The 15,658-nt window shown below is 60.3% G+C and carries 14 protein-coding genes; 11 read left to right on the forward strand and 3 right to left on the reverse strand.

What is annotated here, in order from left to right:
- The first annotated feature begins 22 nt into the window (after positions 1-22).
- The 7 genes from AC0JZ8_RS20800 to AC0JZ8_RS20830 all read left to right on the forward strand — a co-directional run bounded on the left by AC0JZ8_RS20800 (position 23) and on the right by AC0JZ8_RS20830 (position 6,853).
- The gene (locus AC0JZ8_RS20800) at positions 23-931 is read left to right on the forward strand and encodes a carbohydrate ABC transporter permease (protein WP_471893436.1); all 909 of its coding nucleotides are present in this window, start codon (positions 23-25) and stop codon (positions 929-931) included.
- Positions 932-943: 12 nt separating this feature from the next.
- Positions 944-1,786: a carbohydrate ABC transporter permease gene (locus tag AC0JZ8_RS20805; protein ID WP_092662762.1), complete on the forward strand. Its 843-nt coding sequence runs from the start codon at positions 944-946 to the stop codon at positions 1,784-1,786.
- A 58-nt stretch (positions 1,787-1,844) separates the two neighbouring features.
- Complete coding sequence (melA, locus tag AC0JZ8_RS20810; RefSeq protein WP_471893437.1) at positions 1,845-3,170, forward strand: alpha-galactosidase; 1,326 nt, start codon at positions 1,845-1,847, stop codon at positions 3,168-3,170.
- A 63-nt stretch (positions 3,171-3,233) separates the two neighbouring features.
- Positions 3,234-4,286: an ABC transporter ATP-binding protein gene (locus AC0JZ8_RS20815; protein ID WP_471893438.1), complete on the forward strand. Its 1,053-nt coding sequence runs from the start codon at positions 3,234-3,236 to the stop codon at positions 4,284-4,286.
- Between the two features lie 395 nt (positions 4,287-4,681).
- A complete protein-coding gene (locus tag AC0JZ8_RS20820) occupies positions 4,682-4,861 on the forward strand; it encodes a 4-hydroxythreonine-4-phosphate dehydrogenase PdxA (RefSeq protein ID WP_471893851.1) in 180 nt (59 codons plus the stop codon).
- A gap of 256 nt (positions 4,862-5,117) precedes the next feature.
- A complete protein-coding gene (locus AC0JZ8_RS20825) occupies positions 5,118-6,146 on the forward strand; it encodes a four-carbon acid sugar kinase family protein (protein ID WP_113166327.1) in 1,029 nt (342 codons plus the stop codon).
- 2 nt (positions 6,147-6,148) lie between these two features.
- Entirely contained in the window at positions 6,149-6,853 is a 705-nt protein-coding gene (locus AC0JZ8_RS20830; protein ID WP_471893439.1) for a FadR/GntR family transcriptional regulator, read from the forward strand.
- 93 nt (positions 6,854-6,946) lie between these two features.
- Here the strand turns inward: AC0JZ8_RS20830 and AC0JZ8_RS20835 are convergent, their stop codons facing one another.
- From AC0JZ8_RS20835 to AC0JZ8_RS20845, 3 genes are read right to left on the reverse strand one after another with little or no spacing between them, the layout of a single operon-like run.
- The gene (locus AC0JZ8_RS20835; RefSeq protein WP_471893440.1) at positions 6,947-8,068 is read right to left on the reverse strand and encodes an iron-containing alcohol dehydrogenase; all 1,122 of its coding nucleotides are present in this window, start codon (positions 8,066-8,068) and stop codon (positions 6,947-6,949) included.
- Positions 8,065-9,024 (reverse strand): 4-hydroxythreonine-4-phosphate dehydrogenase PdxA, encoded by a 960-nt coding sequence (pdxA, locus tag AC0JZ8_RS20840; protein WP_062459984.1) that lies wholly within the window; start codon positions 9,022-9,024, stop codon positions 8,065-8,067. The genes AC0JZ8_RS20835 and pdxA overlap by 4 nt, the downstream gene beginning before the upstream one ends.
- Positions 9,021-10,217: a sialidase family protein gene (locus AC0JZ8_RS20845; protein ID WP_471893441.1), complete on the reverse strand. Its 1,197-nt coding sequence runs from the start codon at positions 10,215-10,217 to the stop codon at positions 9,021-9,023. Before AC0JZ8_RS20845 ends, pdxA begins: the two co-directional genes overlap by 4 nt.
- Positions 10,218-10,565: 348 nt before the next feature.
- On the opposite strand from AC0JZ8_RS20845, the gene AC0JZ8_RS20850 reads away from it, so the two are divergent.
- The 4 genes from AC0JZ8_RS20850 to AC0JZ8_RS20865 all read left to right on the forward strand — a co-directional run bounded on the left by AC0JZ8_RS20850 (position 10,566) and on the right by AC0JZ8_RS20865 (position 15,657).
- Positions 10,566-12,083: an ABC transporter substrate-binding protein gene (locus AC0JZ8_RS20850; protein ID WP_471893442.1), complete on the forward strand. Its 1,518-nt coding sequence runs from the start codon at positions 10,566-10,568 to the stop codon at positions 12,081-12,083.
- A gap of 97 nt (positions 12,084-12,180) precedes the next feature.
- Positions 12,181-13,095, forward strand: coding sequence for an ABC transporter permease (locus AC0JZ8_RS20855; protein ID WP_471893443.1), 915 nt, complete (start codon positions 12,181-12,183; stop codon positions 13,093-13,095).
- 14 nt (positions 13,096-13,109) lie between these two features.
- Positions 13,110-14,039 carry an ABC transporter permease gene (locus AC0JZ8_RS20860; protein ID WP_471893852.1) on the forward strand — a complete coding sequence of 310 codons (930 nt, stop codon included), beginning with the start codon at positions 13,110-13,112 and terminating at the stop codon, positions 14,037-14,039.
- Positions 14,032-15,657, forward strand: a complete 1,626-nt coding sequence (locus tag AC0JZ8_RS20865; protein WP_430260381.1) for an ABC transporter ATP-binding protein — start codon at positions 14,032-14,034, stop codon at positions 15,655-15,657. The genes AC0JZ8_RS20860 and AC0JZ8_RS20865 overlap by 8 nt, the downstream gene beginning before the upstream one ends.
- The last annotated feature ends 1 nt before the right edge of the window (position 15,658 follow it).

Consider the following 15,658-nt stretch of genomic DNA (forward strand, 5'->3'; position numbering starts at 1 on the left):
CTCAATATCCCTTGAGAAGGCAATGAACGAGACTGCCACCAGCCGGTTTTCCGGCTGGTGGGCATCCTTCCGGCCGCGACTGACGCCCTATCTGTTCATCGCGCCCAATCTCGTTCTATTTTCGGTCTTCATCTTCTTTCCGCTTCTCTATGCGGCTTTTATCAGCGTGCACGAATGGTCCCTGATCGATGAACCGTTCTATATCGGCGCGGAAAACTACACTCGCCTCCTGACCGACTACCAGTTCTGGCAGGCGATGAAGAATACCTTCATCTATTCTGTGGCAACCGTGCCGACGAGCCTCGCCATTGGCCTGTTGCTCGCCGTCGGCCTCAACCGTGATCTCTATGCCCGCACGTTCTTGCGCAGCATCTACTTTCTCCCCGTCGTCGTGTCGAGCGTTGCGACGGCGATCATCGCAGCCTGGCTGTTCAACGACCATTACGGCGTCATCAACGCTTTGCTGAAGCTCGTTGGGATCCAGCCGGTCGCCTGGCTTTCGACCACAAGCTGGGCCCTGCCGTCGATCATCATCACGACGCTGTGGACGCGCGTTGGATTCTGTATGGTCGTCTATCTGGCGGCGCTGCAGTCGATTTCGCCGACCTATTACGAGGCCGCGTCAATCGACGGCGCCACCCGCCTTCAGCAGTTTCGCCACGTCACATGGCCGCTCCTGCGTCCCACGACATTCCTGCTGCTCATCCTCAACGTCATCCATTCCTTCCAGGTCTTCGACCTGATCTTCGTGATGACGGGTGGTGGTCCAGGTTTCTCGACAACGATGATCGTCCAATACATCTACCAGTCGGCATTCGCGACATCCGAAATGGGTTATGCGAGCGCCATGGGTATCGTCCTCTTCCTTCTGATCCTCCTGTTCACTCTGCTGCAGTGGCGCGTGAACAAGCGGACCGAAGAATTTGTGTAGGAGACCACGGCCATGATGGTCACCACAACTACTCCGACGAAAAAGCGGCTGGAAACGATCGGTCTTTGGGTTCTCATGGCGTTTGGCGCCGTCATCATGATCTTTCCGATCTACTGGATGTTCGTGACGGCAGTCAGGCCAAAGGATCAGATCTTCATTCCTGACGTCAGCCTAATGCCCACGGGATGGGTCTGGCAGAACTTCGCCGACGCGCTGGCGCATATGCCGTTCCTGCATTGGTTCTGGAACTCGACCGTCATCGCCGTGGTGGCAGTGGCGATCACCGTCACCATCAACCTGCTGTGCGGTTATGCCTTCGCAAAGTTCAGGTTCGCCGGACGCGACGTGCTGTTTCTGGCGGTGCTGAGCGCCCTGATGATACCGGTCCAGGTCATCATCGTCCCGCTTTTCTTCGTCGTGTCCGAGCTTGGGCTGCTCAATTCCTACTGGGGCGTGATCCTGCCGCGTGCTGCCGAAGCTTTCGGCATCTTCATGGTACGCCAGTTCATGGTGTCGATCCCGGACGAGTTGATCGAGGCCGCGCGGCTTGATGGCGCCAGCGAGCTCACGATCTTTCGCAAGATCGTCCTGCCGTTGTCCAAGCCGATTATCGCGGTGCTGATCATCTTCACCTTCATGTGGCGGTGGAACGACTTCGTAATGCCCTTGGTCATGCTCACTGATCAGGAGATGTACACCGTCCAGCTCGGCCTCAACCTGCTCAAGGGCCAGTACAACACCGAATGGACGGACATCATGTCCATCGCGCTTTTGTCCCTAGTGCCGATGCTCGTCATATTCGTGTTTTTCCAGCGCCAACTGATCCAAGGCATTGCCGGAACGGGCCTCAAGTAAGCCGGCTCACAAGACTTGGTGGCGATGCAAATTTGAATTCTACGTGAAAGGACTACCTATGTTGAAAGTTGCCATGATCGGCGCCGGCAGCGTCGTCTTCGTCAAGAATCTGCTGACCGACATTCTTGATTTCCCGGAACTGCGCGATGTCACCATCACGCTCCACGACATCGACCAGGAGCGGCTGGAGACGGCGGGCATGATGACCCGCTGGGCGGCGGCGCAGTTCGACGCGAACCCGGTCATCGAAGAACATCTCGACCGGCGGGCTGCATTGAAGGATGCGGATTTCGTCATCAACATGGTACAGATCGGCATGCACGAGGCGACGCTGCTGGATTTCGAAATCCCGCGCAAATACGGCCTCAAGCAGACCATCGCAGACAGCCTCGGCATCGGCGGCATGTTCCGCGGCCTGCGCACCATTCCGTTCATGCTGGATCTCGTCGCCGACATGCGCGAACTCTGCCCGGACGCAGTCCTGCTCAACTACACCAACCCGATGAGCATCCTGACCCAGGCCGTCTACGAAGCCTATCCGGAGCAGAAGGTGATTGGCCTCTGCCACAACGTGCAGAACACCGCGCATGAGCTCGCATCCTATCTCGACGTCCCGGTCGAAAGCTTGTCCTACGATTGCGCCGGCATCAACCACATGACCTGGTTCCTGAAACTCAAGATCGACGACGAGGATGCCTATCCCCGGCTCTGGGCGGCTATGGAGAATCCGGAAATCTTTGCCAAGGACAAGGTCCGCTTCGAACTGATGCGTTCCTTCGGCCGCTTCATCAGCGAGTCCAGCGAGCACAATGCGGAATACACGCCCTATTTCCTGAAGAGCGAAGCAGATATCGCCGCGTACGACGTTCCAGTTGATGAGTACATCCGTCGCAGCGTTCGCAACCTCGGTCGCTATGCCGAGACGCGCCGCAAGCTCTTGGCGGGAGAGACCTTCCCGCTGGAGCGCTCGCGCGAATACGGTTCGCTGATCATTCATGCGATGGCGACCGGCAAGCCGCAGTTGATCTACGGCAACGTCCGCAACGATGGCCTGATCGACAACCTTCCGGACGGATGCTGCGTCGAGGTTCCAGTCGTCGTCGACAAGAGCGGCATGCGCGCCTGCAATGCCGGCTCGTTGCCGCCTGAGCTTGCCGGGTACTGCGCCCCACATGTCTACGTTCAGGACCTGACCGTAAAGGCAGCGCTCAACGGCGATCGTGACCAAGTGCATCGCGCCGCCATGCTCGACCGCCATGCGACAAGCGTGCTGTCAATCAAGGACATCCGCGCCATGGTCGACGAACTGATCGAGGCCCACGGCGATGCGATGCCGGCAGGCATCCGCGGTCGGACCGCCACCACACTGCGCAAATCCGCTTGAGGAGAGGGCGGCGGACGCGATGCCGTGTCGCCGCCATTTCGACTGCAATAATGGGAGTAGATCATGGCTGACGTCAGCATTCGCAATGTCAAGAAATCGTATGGCGCGGTCGCGGCGATCCACGGGATCTCGGTCGACGTCGAGGACGGGGAGTTCGTCACGCTCGTCGGCCCTTCGGGCTGCGGAAAGTCGACTCTGCTGCGCATGATCGCCGGGCTGGAAAGCATCACCGGCGGCGATATCAGCATCGGTGGCCGAGTGGTAAACAATGTGCCGCCGAAAGACCGAGACATTGCAATGGTCTTCCAGAACTATGCGCTGTACCCGCATATGACGGTGGCCGAAAACATGGGTTTTTCACTTCAGCTCAAGGGCCTGCCCAAAGCTGAGATTGCCGAGAAGGTCAAAAAGGCTGCCGAGATCCTCAGCCTCGACAAGCTACTCGAACGCCATCCGCGCCAGCTTTCCGGCGGCCAGCGCCAGCGCGTAGCCATGGGCCGCGCCATCGTTCGGGATCCGCAGGTCTTCCTGTTCGACGAGCCACTCTCCAATCTCGATGCAAAGCTGCGCGTGCAGATGCGCACCGAGATTAAGGCGATGCACCAGCGCCTGAAAACCACGACGATTTACGTCACCCATGACCAGATCGAAGCGATGACCATGGCAGACAAGATCGTCGTCATGCATGGTGGCATCATCGAACAGGTCGGCGCACCGCTCGAGCTTTATGACCGGCCGGCCAATTTGTTCGTTGCCGGCTTCATCGGCTCGCCTTCCATGAACGTTCTGGAAGGCCGCATCGAATCCTCCGGTTTCGCCTTCGGCGACCTAACGTTGCCGATCGCCAATGCGCCGCTGGGCTCCTCGGGCCGGCCGGCACGGTATGGCTTCCGTCCCGAGCACTTGATCATGTCCGGCGAGGGTATGCCGATGGAGATTGTCGTCGTCGAGCCGACCGGATCGGAGACCCAGGTTGTCGCGCGGGCGAACAATACTGAAATTACCTGCCTCTTCCGGGATCGTATCACGGCGCGGCCCGGCGAGATCATCCGCGTCATGCCGGATGTTCAAAAGCTGCACCTCTTCGACAACGACGCCGGCTTGCGCCTCAACTAAGGAAAGGATTATCATCAATCAGCATGGCAAAGCCGTCACGGTTCTATGACTGGCCTTCAATCGAAAGAAACTCTTCCACCGATATGCAACACGATGACCGTCCGATGATCTCGTTGGCGACGGGCGATCCGGCGGGTATTAGCCCGGAACTGACCGGCGGCCTGCTTAAGCTCGCCGGTTTCAAGGAAAGGCCTATATCGCGCCAGATGTCGACGTAACCACCGAGCGCGCGCGATACCTGCAAAGCGCTGGGTGTTTGATAAGTCGACGATGTACCTAGCCGATCCCGGCTATAGTGATGACGCCATCTTCTTGCCAGATGCCCTGTCGTTCAAACTCAAGATGCGCGAGTTCAACGTGCTGAAAATGATTGAAATGCACGCGCCATCTCGCATATCCCGCTAACGGCCGTTGCAAGCTGTCTCTCGGTCGAGCGCATTGTCGGCGAAATCGAGTTGACGCGAGCCTGCCTGAAGGCTGCGGGCATCGACCAGCCTAGGGTCGTGGTCGCCGGATACAATCCGTATGCGGGCGAAAGCCGACAACATTGTCACGGACGCATTCAAGCGCGCTGATCTGGTCGAGAATGGCATGGTTCCCGGAAACACTTTTGGGGACTTTGACGGCTGGTCGTCTCGAATGATGATCACGGATCACGCCGTCGCGATTAGTCGTCGACGACGATGTCATTCATGCCAACCTCTCTGAAATTTAACACTGTTGCCCCAACCGAGCTCAATACGTTACATTTGTCATTTCACTCCATACCCATGTTGACTTATAAGCGCTTTTCCGTGGTATAAAGCTTACAACATAGGTAGGTGGAGGCGCATGTTAGTCATTCTTGCGGACGACCTGACCGGTGCGCTCGACTCGGCGGCGCCTTTTGCCGGGCGAGGTATTCGCACCGACGTGGCGCTCAACCTTGATGCAATTACGGGGATCATCGCCGATCGCCCCGCTGTGCTGTCCATCAACCTCAACACCCGCGAAACAAGTGCCGGCGAAGCACGTGCCGCCACGGCTGCGACAATCGCCTTGCTGCCGCCGGGAACGCGGCTGTTCAAGAAGGTCGATTCCCGCCTCAAGGGAAATATCGTTGCCGAACTGGACGCCATCCCTTTCACACGTGCCCTCGTTGCGCCTGGGATACCAGAGTTCGGTCGGGTGGTTGCGAACGGATGTGTCACCGGCTTTGGTATCGACGCTCCGATCGTGATCGCCGACAGGCTCGGTGCGCACACAGCTCGTGCCCATATCCCTGACGCTAGCTCAGCCGCCGACATGGACGTTGCGCTCGACGTCGCTGAGAACAACGGGACCGATCTGCTGATCGGCGCTCGCGGTCTTGCAGAAGCGCTCGCCCGTCGCATGACGAACATGGTCGATGCGAAGGCAGCGACCATCCCGTCCGGTCCGATCACATTTGTCATCGGTTCGCGCGATCCGATCACGCTTGCGCAGATCGATGCCCTGCGCAACGGCCACAGCCTGACATATCTGCCTGCGCCGAACGGCCGGCTGGACGCGGAAAGTGGGACAAGACCTGATCTGATGCTGGTGCACGCGACGCCGGGTGAGGAAGAGGTCGATGCGCAGCTTGTGGCGGAAGCTCTGGCTGACGGCGTGCACGAGAACCTTGCCGGTTACGACGGAACGCTGCTTCTCTCCGGTGGAGCGACGGCGGAGGCGGTGCTGCGTCGGCTGGGCCTGTCGAGGCTGCGTCTGCATGGCGAATGCCTGCCGGGTCTTGGTCTTGCTTCGGCACAGGGTCGCTGCATCATTGCAAAATCGGGTGGCTTCGGTCATCCCCATACGTTGAAGCAAATTGCAGACATGGTCCTGCGAAAGGCAGGTTGACGATGGGACTGGAAACGGGAACCGCCCGCAAGGGCCTTGCGGATATCGTGTTCGAGCGGATGCTGCGCGCAATCAAGTCCGGTGCCTACAAGCCCGACGAGCGCCTGCCGACGGAACACGATCTGGCTGCCGAGTTCGAGGTGTCCCGACCCGTCATCCGCGAAGCACTGAAACGGCTGCGCGACCAGAGCCTGATCTATTCAAGGCGCGGTGCCGGCAGTTTCGTCCGCTCGGTGGGCTTGCGCAATCCCCTCGGTTTCGGCCAATTGGAAAACGTCGCAGACCTTCTCAACTGTTACGAATTCCGCCTGACAATGGAGCCGGCCGCAGCTGCAGCCGCTGCCGCCCGTCACGACGCCGACAGTTTGAAAGCGATCCGCCATGCACTCGAACTGCTGCGCGATGCCACGAACCGTCAGTCACACCGCGAGGATGCCGACTTTCAGTTCCACCTCGCTATCGCCCGCGCCGCGCAGAACAATTATTTTACCACCGCCATGGAAGCCCTGAAGGATCATATTGCCGTCGGCATGAAATTTCACGGCGCCTCGATCAAGCGGGAAGCGTCCGGCCTGTCGCGCGTGTTTGGCGAACATGAGGCCATTGCAACAGCGATCGCCAACAGCAACGAGGATGATGCGCGCCGTCTGATGTTCGAGCATCTGAAGGGATCGCGGGAGAGGCTCTTTCAGTCGTCGCATCTGTAGGCTCGATCTTGAGGATCGCGAGCGATTTGACTTCGGTATGAGACGCAAAAGGCGGCGCTTGGCGGCACCGCCTTTTTCACTGGAGCGAGGTTCTCAGAAGCTCGCGCGATAGATCGCCAGAACGTCATCCACGCTCATATCGGCCGGGTTGTTGTCCATGAGGCGACGGATGGCATGCGCATCTGCGGCAAAGCGCGGAAGATCGGCTTCGGTCGCGCCATGTTTTGCCAATGACATCTCGATGCCGAGATCGGCGCAGAAGCCATGGGCCTGCGCGGACAGGTCGGCCTGCGAGAGATTTTGGCCTAGCCCCAGCGCCTGCGCGACCTCAGCAGTCTTGTCCTTTGCCACTGGCGCGTTGAAGGCCAGAACATGCGGGAAGACGATGGCATTGGCCAGTCCGTGTGGCAGATGAAGCAGCGTGCCGAGCGGGTAGGCAATGGCATGGCCCGCCGCTGTATTGACCGGCCCAAGGCAGATGCCGCCGTAATAGGACGCCAGCATCAGACCTTCGCGTGCCTCACGATCTGCGCCGTCCTTGACCGCGCGGCCCAAGAATTTGCCGACGAGGTGAATGCCCATGCGCGCAAAACCGTCGATCATCGGATGCGAACGCTTGCTGGTAAAGGCCTCCACGCAATGCGCCATCGCATCGACGCCGGTTGCAGCGGTGACGGCCGGCGGCACCGAATAGGTGAGTTCCGGATCGAGAACCGCGAGATCGGCAATCAGGTACGGAGATTCGACGGCGATCTTCGCGCCCTTTACGGTATCGGTGATCAGCGAGCGGATGCCGGCTTCCGAGCCCGTTCCGGCCGTGGTGGCAACCTGCGCCAGACGCGTGCTGCGCCCCGCCACCTTGTTGGGGCCGGCGACATCGGACAGCGTCTGCTCGCTATCCCAAAGGGCCGCGACAAGCTTGGCCACGTCCATGACGGAACCGCCGCCGAGGCCGACGACGAGATCCGGCTTTGCGGCGCGCGCTGCCGCCAGTGCGGCATCAAGCGTTTCGATCTCCGGCTCGCCTGGAATGGCGTCGAACAGGGTAACCTTGCCCGGCAGTTTCAACCGGTCGACGAAACCAGCGGTAATCGGTGTTGCGATCACCAGCGTGGAGGAAACGTCGCAGGCCCAGGTGCCGACCTCGCCGACAGTGCCTGCGCCGACGATAAGTCGTTTCGGTTGATGCAGAACGATCAGGGGAGCGCTGCTCATGTCTGCTCTCCCTTGCCGCCGGCTACCAGTTTGCGGGCATAGGCGATGGCCGACAGCATGTTGCCGTGGTTGGCGATGCCCTTGCCGGCGATGTCAAAGGCTGTGCCGTGGTCGACGGACGTGCGGTCGATGGTAAGATCGACGGAGACGTTTACGGCCGTATCGAAAGCGACGAGCTTGATCGGGATATGGCCCTGATCGTGGTATTGCGCGACGACCAGGTCGAAGCCGCCGGAATAGGCACGGTGGAACACGGTGTCTGCCGAGATCGGGCCGTAGGCGTCGATGCCTTCGGCGCGGGCGGCAGCCACAGCCGGCGCGATCTGGTCGTCATCCTCGGTGCCGAACAGGCCGTTTTCACCGCAATGCGGATTGATACCGGCGACGGCGATGCGCGGACGCTCGTAACCGGTGCGCTTCAGGTGATTGTTGCCGGCCTTGATGGTGGCCAGCACCCGTTCGGTGGTGGCGCGGCGGATCGCTTCCTGCAGCGAGACATGGGTGGAAACGTGGATGACCTTCAGCTTTTCCGAAGCGAGCAGCATATAGGCGGCTGCCGATTTCGTCAGGCTGCGCAGCATACCCGTATGGCCGTCGTAGTGATGGCCGGCAAGGTTGAGCGCTTCCTTGTTGATCGGGGCTGTCACAATGCAGCCGATCACGCCGGCTTCGGAATCGCGCACGGCCTTTTCGATAAAGCGGAATGCCGCATCTCCGGCGACCGGTGAAAGCTGGCCCCAGGGTAGCGGTGCCCCTTCGATCGGCAGGTCAACGACATAGGCCGCAAGATCGATCTCGACGTTCAGCGCCTTGCGGGCGGCTTCCAGCGTCGGCAGGTTTCCATAGATGCGCGTGACCGCACGATCCGCGTCGCTCATTTCGGCCAGCGCCCGCACCGTGATCTCAGGTCCGACGCCGCAGGGGTCACCCATGGTGATGCCGATGATATTGCTCATGCTTGTTCTCCCGCTCCTGAACTGGCCCAGCCTGGCGCCAGACGAACGTATTTGATGGCGCGCCTGTAGTAGGTGTAGGCGATATGAAGGCTGCCGTCGTTACCCTCAAGCAGCGACGGATAGGACATTTCCTTGTTGTGACCGTCGATCGAATTGTTCGACAGGCAGGTGCCGGGACCATCCTCGATGATGATCCGTTGCGAGAAACTTTTTGCTCCGTCGTCGGAAATGCAGACGGTAACCGGCGCACGGGGAACGCCCCAGATCGGCACGCAGCCACCATCCGGATTGGCATCCGGCCGGTCGTCGTCTTCGCCCAGCTCGTCGTAGAGCGAGGCACGGCGGTCTGTGGACATGTCCGCATTGGTCGGGTTGCAGATCATCGCGATACGGCCATCCTGCAGGCGGGTTGCGGCGATCGATGAATTGTTGTTGGGAACGTCGGTCGCTTCGGGCGCGGACCATGTACGGCCGCCGTCGACACTCTCGGTGCGATAGACGAAATCGGCCTGCCTGCGGCGGAACACGGCGGCGTACTTGTTGTCTCCTATGGACACCGGGCTCATATGGACGCAGCCGGTCGACTGATCGAGGTCGTCCAGACGCCAAGTTTTGCCGTGATCTTCGGAAATGCCGAGGGCTGCGCGATCATGGCTGCCGTTCCATTTCTGGCCAGGACGCTGGATGCAGCGGAAGATCGGCAATAGCCAGGCTCCATCGTCGCGAACGGTCAGCGGTGCTCGAACGAAGCAGCCGCGCGGCAAATCGAGATAGCGTCCATCGCTGACCGTCAGTTTGGTCGCGTCACCGGCATCGCGATTTACCTCCGCCATGCGGATACGGCATTCGTCCTGATTGCCTGAAGGCTGAGACGTGTGGAACAGGAGCAGGCCGCCTTCAGGTGCCGCAAACAGAACCGGGTTCTGTTCGGAATGGGCGGGGTCGAAACTCAACCGCTGCGGCTCGCCCCATGTGTCAGACCCCGGCGCCAGAACGGAAGCAAAGATCGAGATATCCGACTTGCCTTCCAGCGTGCCGCCGAACCAGGCGCAGATCAGCGCGCCGTCTTCGGCGAGGTGCAGGAACGAGGCGTGGTTCTGGATCATCGGTGAGGCCAGCGTGGCCTCGTGTCGTCCATTTCCGACGGCTTTCACCGTGCCGGTCATGACGGTTGCAATCTGTTCAGGCGTCATCGGCGTCTCCTCTTGCCACCGTGAAAATCACCAAAATAACAAAGTTGTCAAGTTTGAAGGGTGTTGAAATTCGAAGATTGAGTTCAGTTCATCAGCCTCATCATCATGATAATAAATGGATTTATCCTCACGAAAGTTTGTCCAAATCATATAGAGGAATAATTAATTTGACAAACTTGGTCAGACATCAGATGGTCTGCGTCAGCCCGCTTATGGCGACGAAACGGACGGAGGCATCCCGACCGACGCACAGGGCCACACGGAGGAATGCCTGAAGCGCACAGTCGGGAGACCATCGCAAGATGAGCACTGACCAGTGCGATCCGCAGCTAGAGGGAGGAGAATGACATGAAAACTTCGCACCTACTTGGAGCCGTTCTGTGCTCCGTCCTCGCACTCGGTACCGGTTTTTCTCCGGCTCAGGCTGCGTCGAGTGACATCAAAATCGTCTTGCCTGAGGAAGCCGACCTGCTCGAGCCCTGCATGGCGACGCGCTCCAATATCGGCCGCGTCATCATGGAGAATGTCAGTGAAACGCTGACCGAGCTCGATGTGCGCGGCAAGCAGGGCGTTATGCCGCGGCTCGCCGAAAAGTGGGAGCAGACCGGCGACGGCACCTGGCGCTTTCATCTGCGCCAAGGCGTGACATTCTCCGACGGAAAAGCCTTCGGCGCCAAGGACGTCAAATACAGCTTCGATCGCATTTTCAGCGACAAGAACATCTGCGAATCCCGCCGTTACTTTGGCGGCATGAAGTTCGACGTAAAGATCGTCGACGACACCACCATCGACTTCAGGGTCGATCCGGTTCAGCCGATCCTGCCGCTGCTGCTGTCGCTGGTGACCATCGTTCCCGAGGGCACGCCGCTCGAATTCATCCGCGAGCCGGTCGGCACCGGCCCGTACAAGCTGTCCAACTGGACACCGGGCCAGCAGATCGTGCTCGACGCGCGTGACGATTACTGGGGCAAGAAGCCCGCCGTTACCAAGGCCACCTACCTTTTCCGTTCCGATCCGGCCGTGCGCGCCGCCATGGTTCAGACCGGCGAAGCGGATCTTGCTCCGTCGATCTCGCAGGTGGAAGCGACCAACGAGAAGACGGACTTCTCCTATCTCGACAGCGAAACCGTTTATCTTCGCATCGATGGCAATATCGCGCCGCTCAATGATGTCCGCGTCCGCAAGGCGCTGAACCTCGCCATCGACCGGAAGGCCTTTATCGGCACACTCGTGCCGCAGGACGCGGTTCTCGCAACGGCGCTTGTGCCGCCGACGACACTCGGCTGGAATCCGGATGTGAAAGTTTTCCCGTACGATCCGGACGAGGCGAAGAAGCTGCTCGATGAGGCAAAAGCTGACGGTGTTGCAGTCGACACGCCGATCACCGTCGTCGCGCGGACGGCCAATTTCCCGAACGTGACGGAAATCATGGAAGCCATCCAGGCTCAGTTGCAGGATGTCGGCTTCAAGATCGACCTCCGGTTTGTCGAAGTAGCCGAGCACGAGGTTTACTACTCGAAGCCGTTCAAGGAAGGTCGCGGTCCGCAGATCGTTGCCGCCATGCACGACAATTCCAAGGGTGATCCGTCCTTCACCATGTTCTTCAAATACGACTCGAAGGGCACCCAGTCGGGTTATTCCGATCCGAAGGTCGATGACCTCGTGTCCCGCGCCTCCGCTGCCACTGGTGATGAACGTGCAAAGCTGTGGTCGGAGCTGATCGCCTACGTCCACGACGATCTCGTCGCTGACGTTCTGCTCTTCCACATGGTTGGTTATTCCCGCGTGTCCGAACGTCTCGACTTCAAGCCGAGCATCGCCACCAACTCGATGCTGCAGCTCTCCGAGATCGGCATCAAGAACTAACCCGGACCATACGCCGAGGACGTATTCTGATCGTCCCAATCGAAGTGAAATGGGCGGCGCTCCTGCCGCCGTCCATTCCAGCAAGATCGAGGTCACCATGCTCACTTTCGTTCGCAAGCGCGCCTTTGCCAGCCTCATCTCGCTCGTCGGGCTGCTGGTCATGGTGTTTTTCCTGTCGCGGCTGACAGGCGACCCGGCTTCCCTTTTCCTCCCCGTCGAAGCATCCGCCGAAATGAAGGCCGAGTTCCGTGCGCTGCACGGCCTCGATCAGCCGCTTCTCGTGCAGTTCGGACAGTATGTCGGCAATGTCTTGACAGGCGACCTCGGCGAAAGCCTGCGCAAGGCGCGCCCGGCGCTCGATGTCGTTCTCGAAGCCTTCACCTGGACGCTGTGGCTTGCCGTCATCACCATGACGCTGGTCACCATCGCGGCGATCGTCGTCGGCTCGCTTGCTGCGTTTCGCACTGGCGGCTTCTTCGACCGGTTTTCCTCGATGGTGTCGCTGATCGGTGCTTCCGTCCCGGATTTCTGGCTCGCGATCGTCGCAATCGTGGTGTTTGCCATCCAGCTGTCCTGGTTGCCGACCTCGGGCACGGGCACGCTCTCGCACTGGATCCTGCCGATCTGCGTTCTGTTCGTGCGCCCATTCGGTATCATCGTCCAGGTGGTGCGCGGCTCGATGATTTCGGCACTGTCTTCGGCTTACGTGAAGACTGCCCGCGCCAAGGGCGTCAAATCGGGGCCGATCATCTTTATCCACGCCCTGCGCAACGCCATGCTGCCGGTCATAACCGTCATCGGCGATCAGGCCGCCAGCCTTCTCAACGGCGCGGTGATCGTCGAAACCATCTTCGGTTTCCCGGGCGTCGGCAAGCTAATGATCGACAGCATCCTGCAGCGAGACTTCAACGTCGTGCTGGCGGCGATCCTTGTCACCGCTTTCGCCATCTTCCTCATGAACCTCGTGATCGACCTTGCCTATGCTCTGCTTGATCCACGCATCCGCTACTGAGGATCGACATGACCATGGCCGTCCCATCCCCCGCGCCCGAGAATGCCATTGCCGCCGAACCGGGCTTCTTCGTCCGCATTGCGCGTATGCTCTGGGCCGACAAGTTTGCGCTCTGCGCCGCCATCTTCCTCGTCTTCGTCATTGTCATGGCGATCATCGGACCGACCCTTCTTGATGATCTCGCCACCAAGCAGAACCTGCGCGGTCGCAATCTCGCGCCGTTCGATTTCAGCCGCGACTGGTTCATGTGGCTCGGCGCCGATGCACTGGGTCGCCCGCTCTGGCCGCGCATCATTGTCGCCACGCAGAACACGATCATGGTCGCTGCCGGCGCCGTGCTGATCTCCGCTGTCATCGGCACGCTGCTCGGTCTGATCGCCGGCTTCGCGTCGGAGCGGACGAGCCAGGTCATCATGCGTATCGCCGACGTCATCATGTCCTTCCCGTCGCTGCTGGTTGCGGTGATCGTGCTCTATATTCTGGGCTCATCGATCCTCAACCTGATGCTGGTCCTGTCGATCACCCGTATCCCGGTCTATCTGCGCACCACCCGCGCGGAGGTTCTCGAAATTAAGAGCCGCATGTTCGTGCAGGCCGCCCGCGTCATGGGCGCATCGTCCAAGCGCATACTCTTCCGCCACATCCTGCCCGTCGTCTTTCCGACGCTGATGACGCTTGCCACGCTCGATTTTGCCTATGTGATGCTGGCGGAAAGCGCGCTTTCCTTCCTCGGCATCGGCATCCAGCCGCCGGAAATCACCTGGGGCCTGATGATTGCCCAGGGGCGCCAATACCTGACCAATGCCTGGTGGCTGTCCTTCTGGCCCGGTCTTGCAATCATTCTGACCACGCTGTCGCTCAACCTTCTCTCCAACTGGCTGCGGATTGCGCTCGACCCGGTTCAGCGCTGGCGCCTGGAAATGAAAGGATCGAAACATGGCTGATCATCTTCTCGAGGTCCGCGATCTCTCCGTCGACTTTCACACCGTGTCCGGCACCGTCCACGCCGTGCGCAACATTTCCTACTATCTCGACCGTGGCGAAACGCTCGCCATCCTCGGCGAAAGCGGTTCTGGCAAATCGGTATCGTCGGCGGCGATCATGAACCTGATCGACATGCCGCCGGGCAAGATCACGTCCGGCGAGATCCTGCTCGACGGCAAGAATCTCTTGAAAATGTCGGGCGAGGCTCGCCGCGCGGTCAACGGCCGACGCATCGCCATGATCTTCCAGGATCCGCTCAGCCACCTCAACCCGGTCTATACCGTTGGCTGGCAGATGCGCGAGGCGCTGAAGACCCACGGCATCAGCACCACGCAGGCGCAGGCCGAAGCCTTGCGCCTGTTCAAGCGGGTGGCGCTGCCGGATCCTGAAGCTGCGCTCGACAAATATCCGCACGAGTTTTCCGGCGGCCAGCGTCAGCGCGTCATGATCGCCATGGCGCTGGCGCTCAAACCCGACCTGCTGATTGCCGATGAGCCGACCACCGCGCTCGATGTCACCGTGCAGGCGGAAGTGCTGGCACTTTTGAAGGAATTGCAGCGCGAAACGGGAATGGGTGTTCTGATCATCACCCACGATCTCGGCGTCGTCTCTGAGGTCGCCGACCGCGTCGTCGTCATGGAAAAGGGCCAGCTTGTCGAAAGCGGCACGGTGCGCGACGTCTACCGCAACCCTCAGCACGCCTACACCAAGAAGCTGATCGCCGCCGCCCCCGGCAAGGGCGACATGCACGAGCCGGACGCACACGGCGCATCGATCCTCAGCGTCAAGGATGTCCGCAAGTTCTATGGGGGATTTGAAGCGCTCAAGGGCGTGTCCTTCGAGCTGAAGCCCGGTGAAACCGTCGCCGTCGTTGGCGAAAGCGGGTCGGGAAAATCGACGCTTGCCCGCGTCCTGTTGCGCCTCGAAGAGCCAGATGGCGGCACTGCGCGCTGGAAGGGCAAGGACCTCTTCACGATGTCGCCGGGCGACCTGTTCAAGCTGCGCCGCGATCTGCAGATGGTCTTTCAGGACCCGACGCAGTCGCTCAATCCGCGCATGACGGTCTATCAGCTGATCTCCGAGGCCTGGGTCATCCACCCGGAAATCCTGCCCAAAGCCAAATGGCGGGAGCGTGCCGCCGAACTGCTCGATCAGGTCGGCCTGTCGCCTGAGCATATGGGGCGCTATCCGCACCAGTTTTCCGGCGGTCAGCGCCAGCGCATCGCCATTGCCCGCGCCCTTGCACTCGAGCCGCAACTGATCGTCTGCGACGAGGCCGTGTCGGCGCTCGACGTGTCTGTCCAGGCGCAGGTGATCCGGCTGCTCGACGGGTTGCGCAAGAAGATGGGCATCGCCTTTATTTTCATCGCCCACGACCTGCCGCTGGTGCGCGATTTCGCCGATTACGTGATGGTCATGCAGAAGGGCGAGGTCGTCGAGTTCGGCACCGTCGCGCAGGTCTTCGACAATCCGCAAATGCCCTATACGCAGGCGCTCCTCGCCGCGAGCCTCGACCCCGACCCGGATGTGCAGGCCGCAAACCGCAACGCGCGCCTCGCACGCGTTTCCCAGATTTGAT

This window comes from Velazquezella soli (assembly GCF_977018685.1).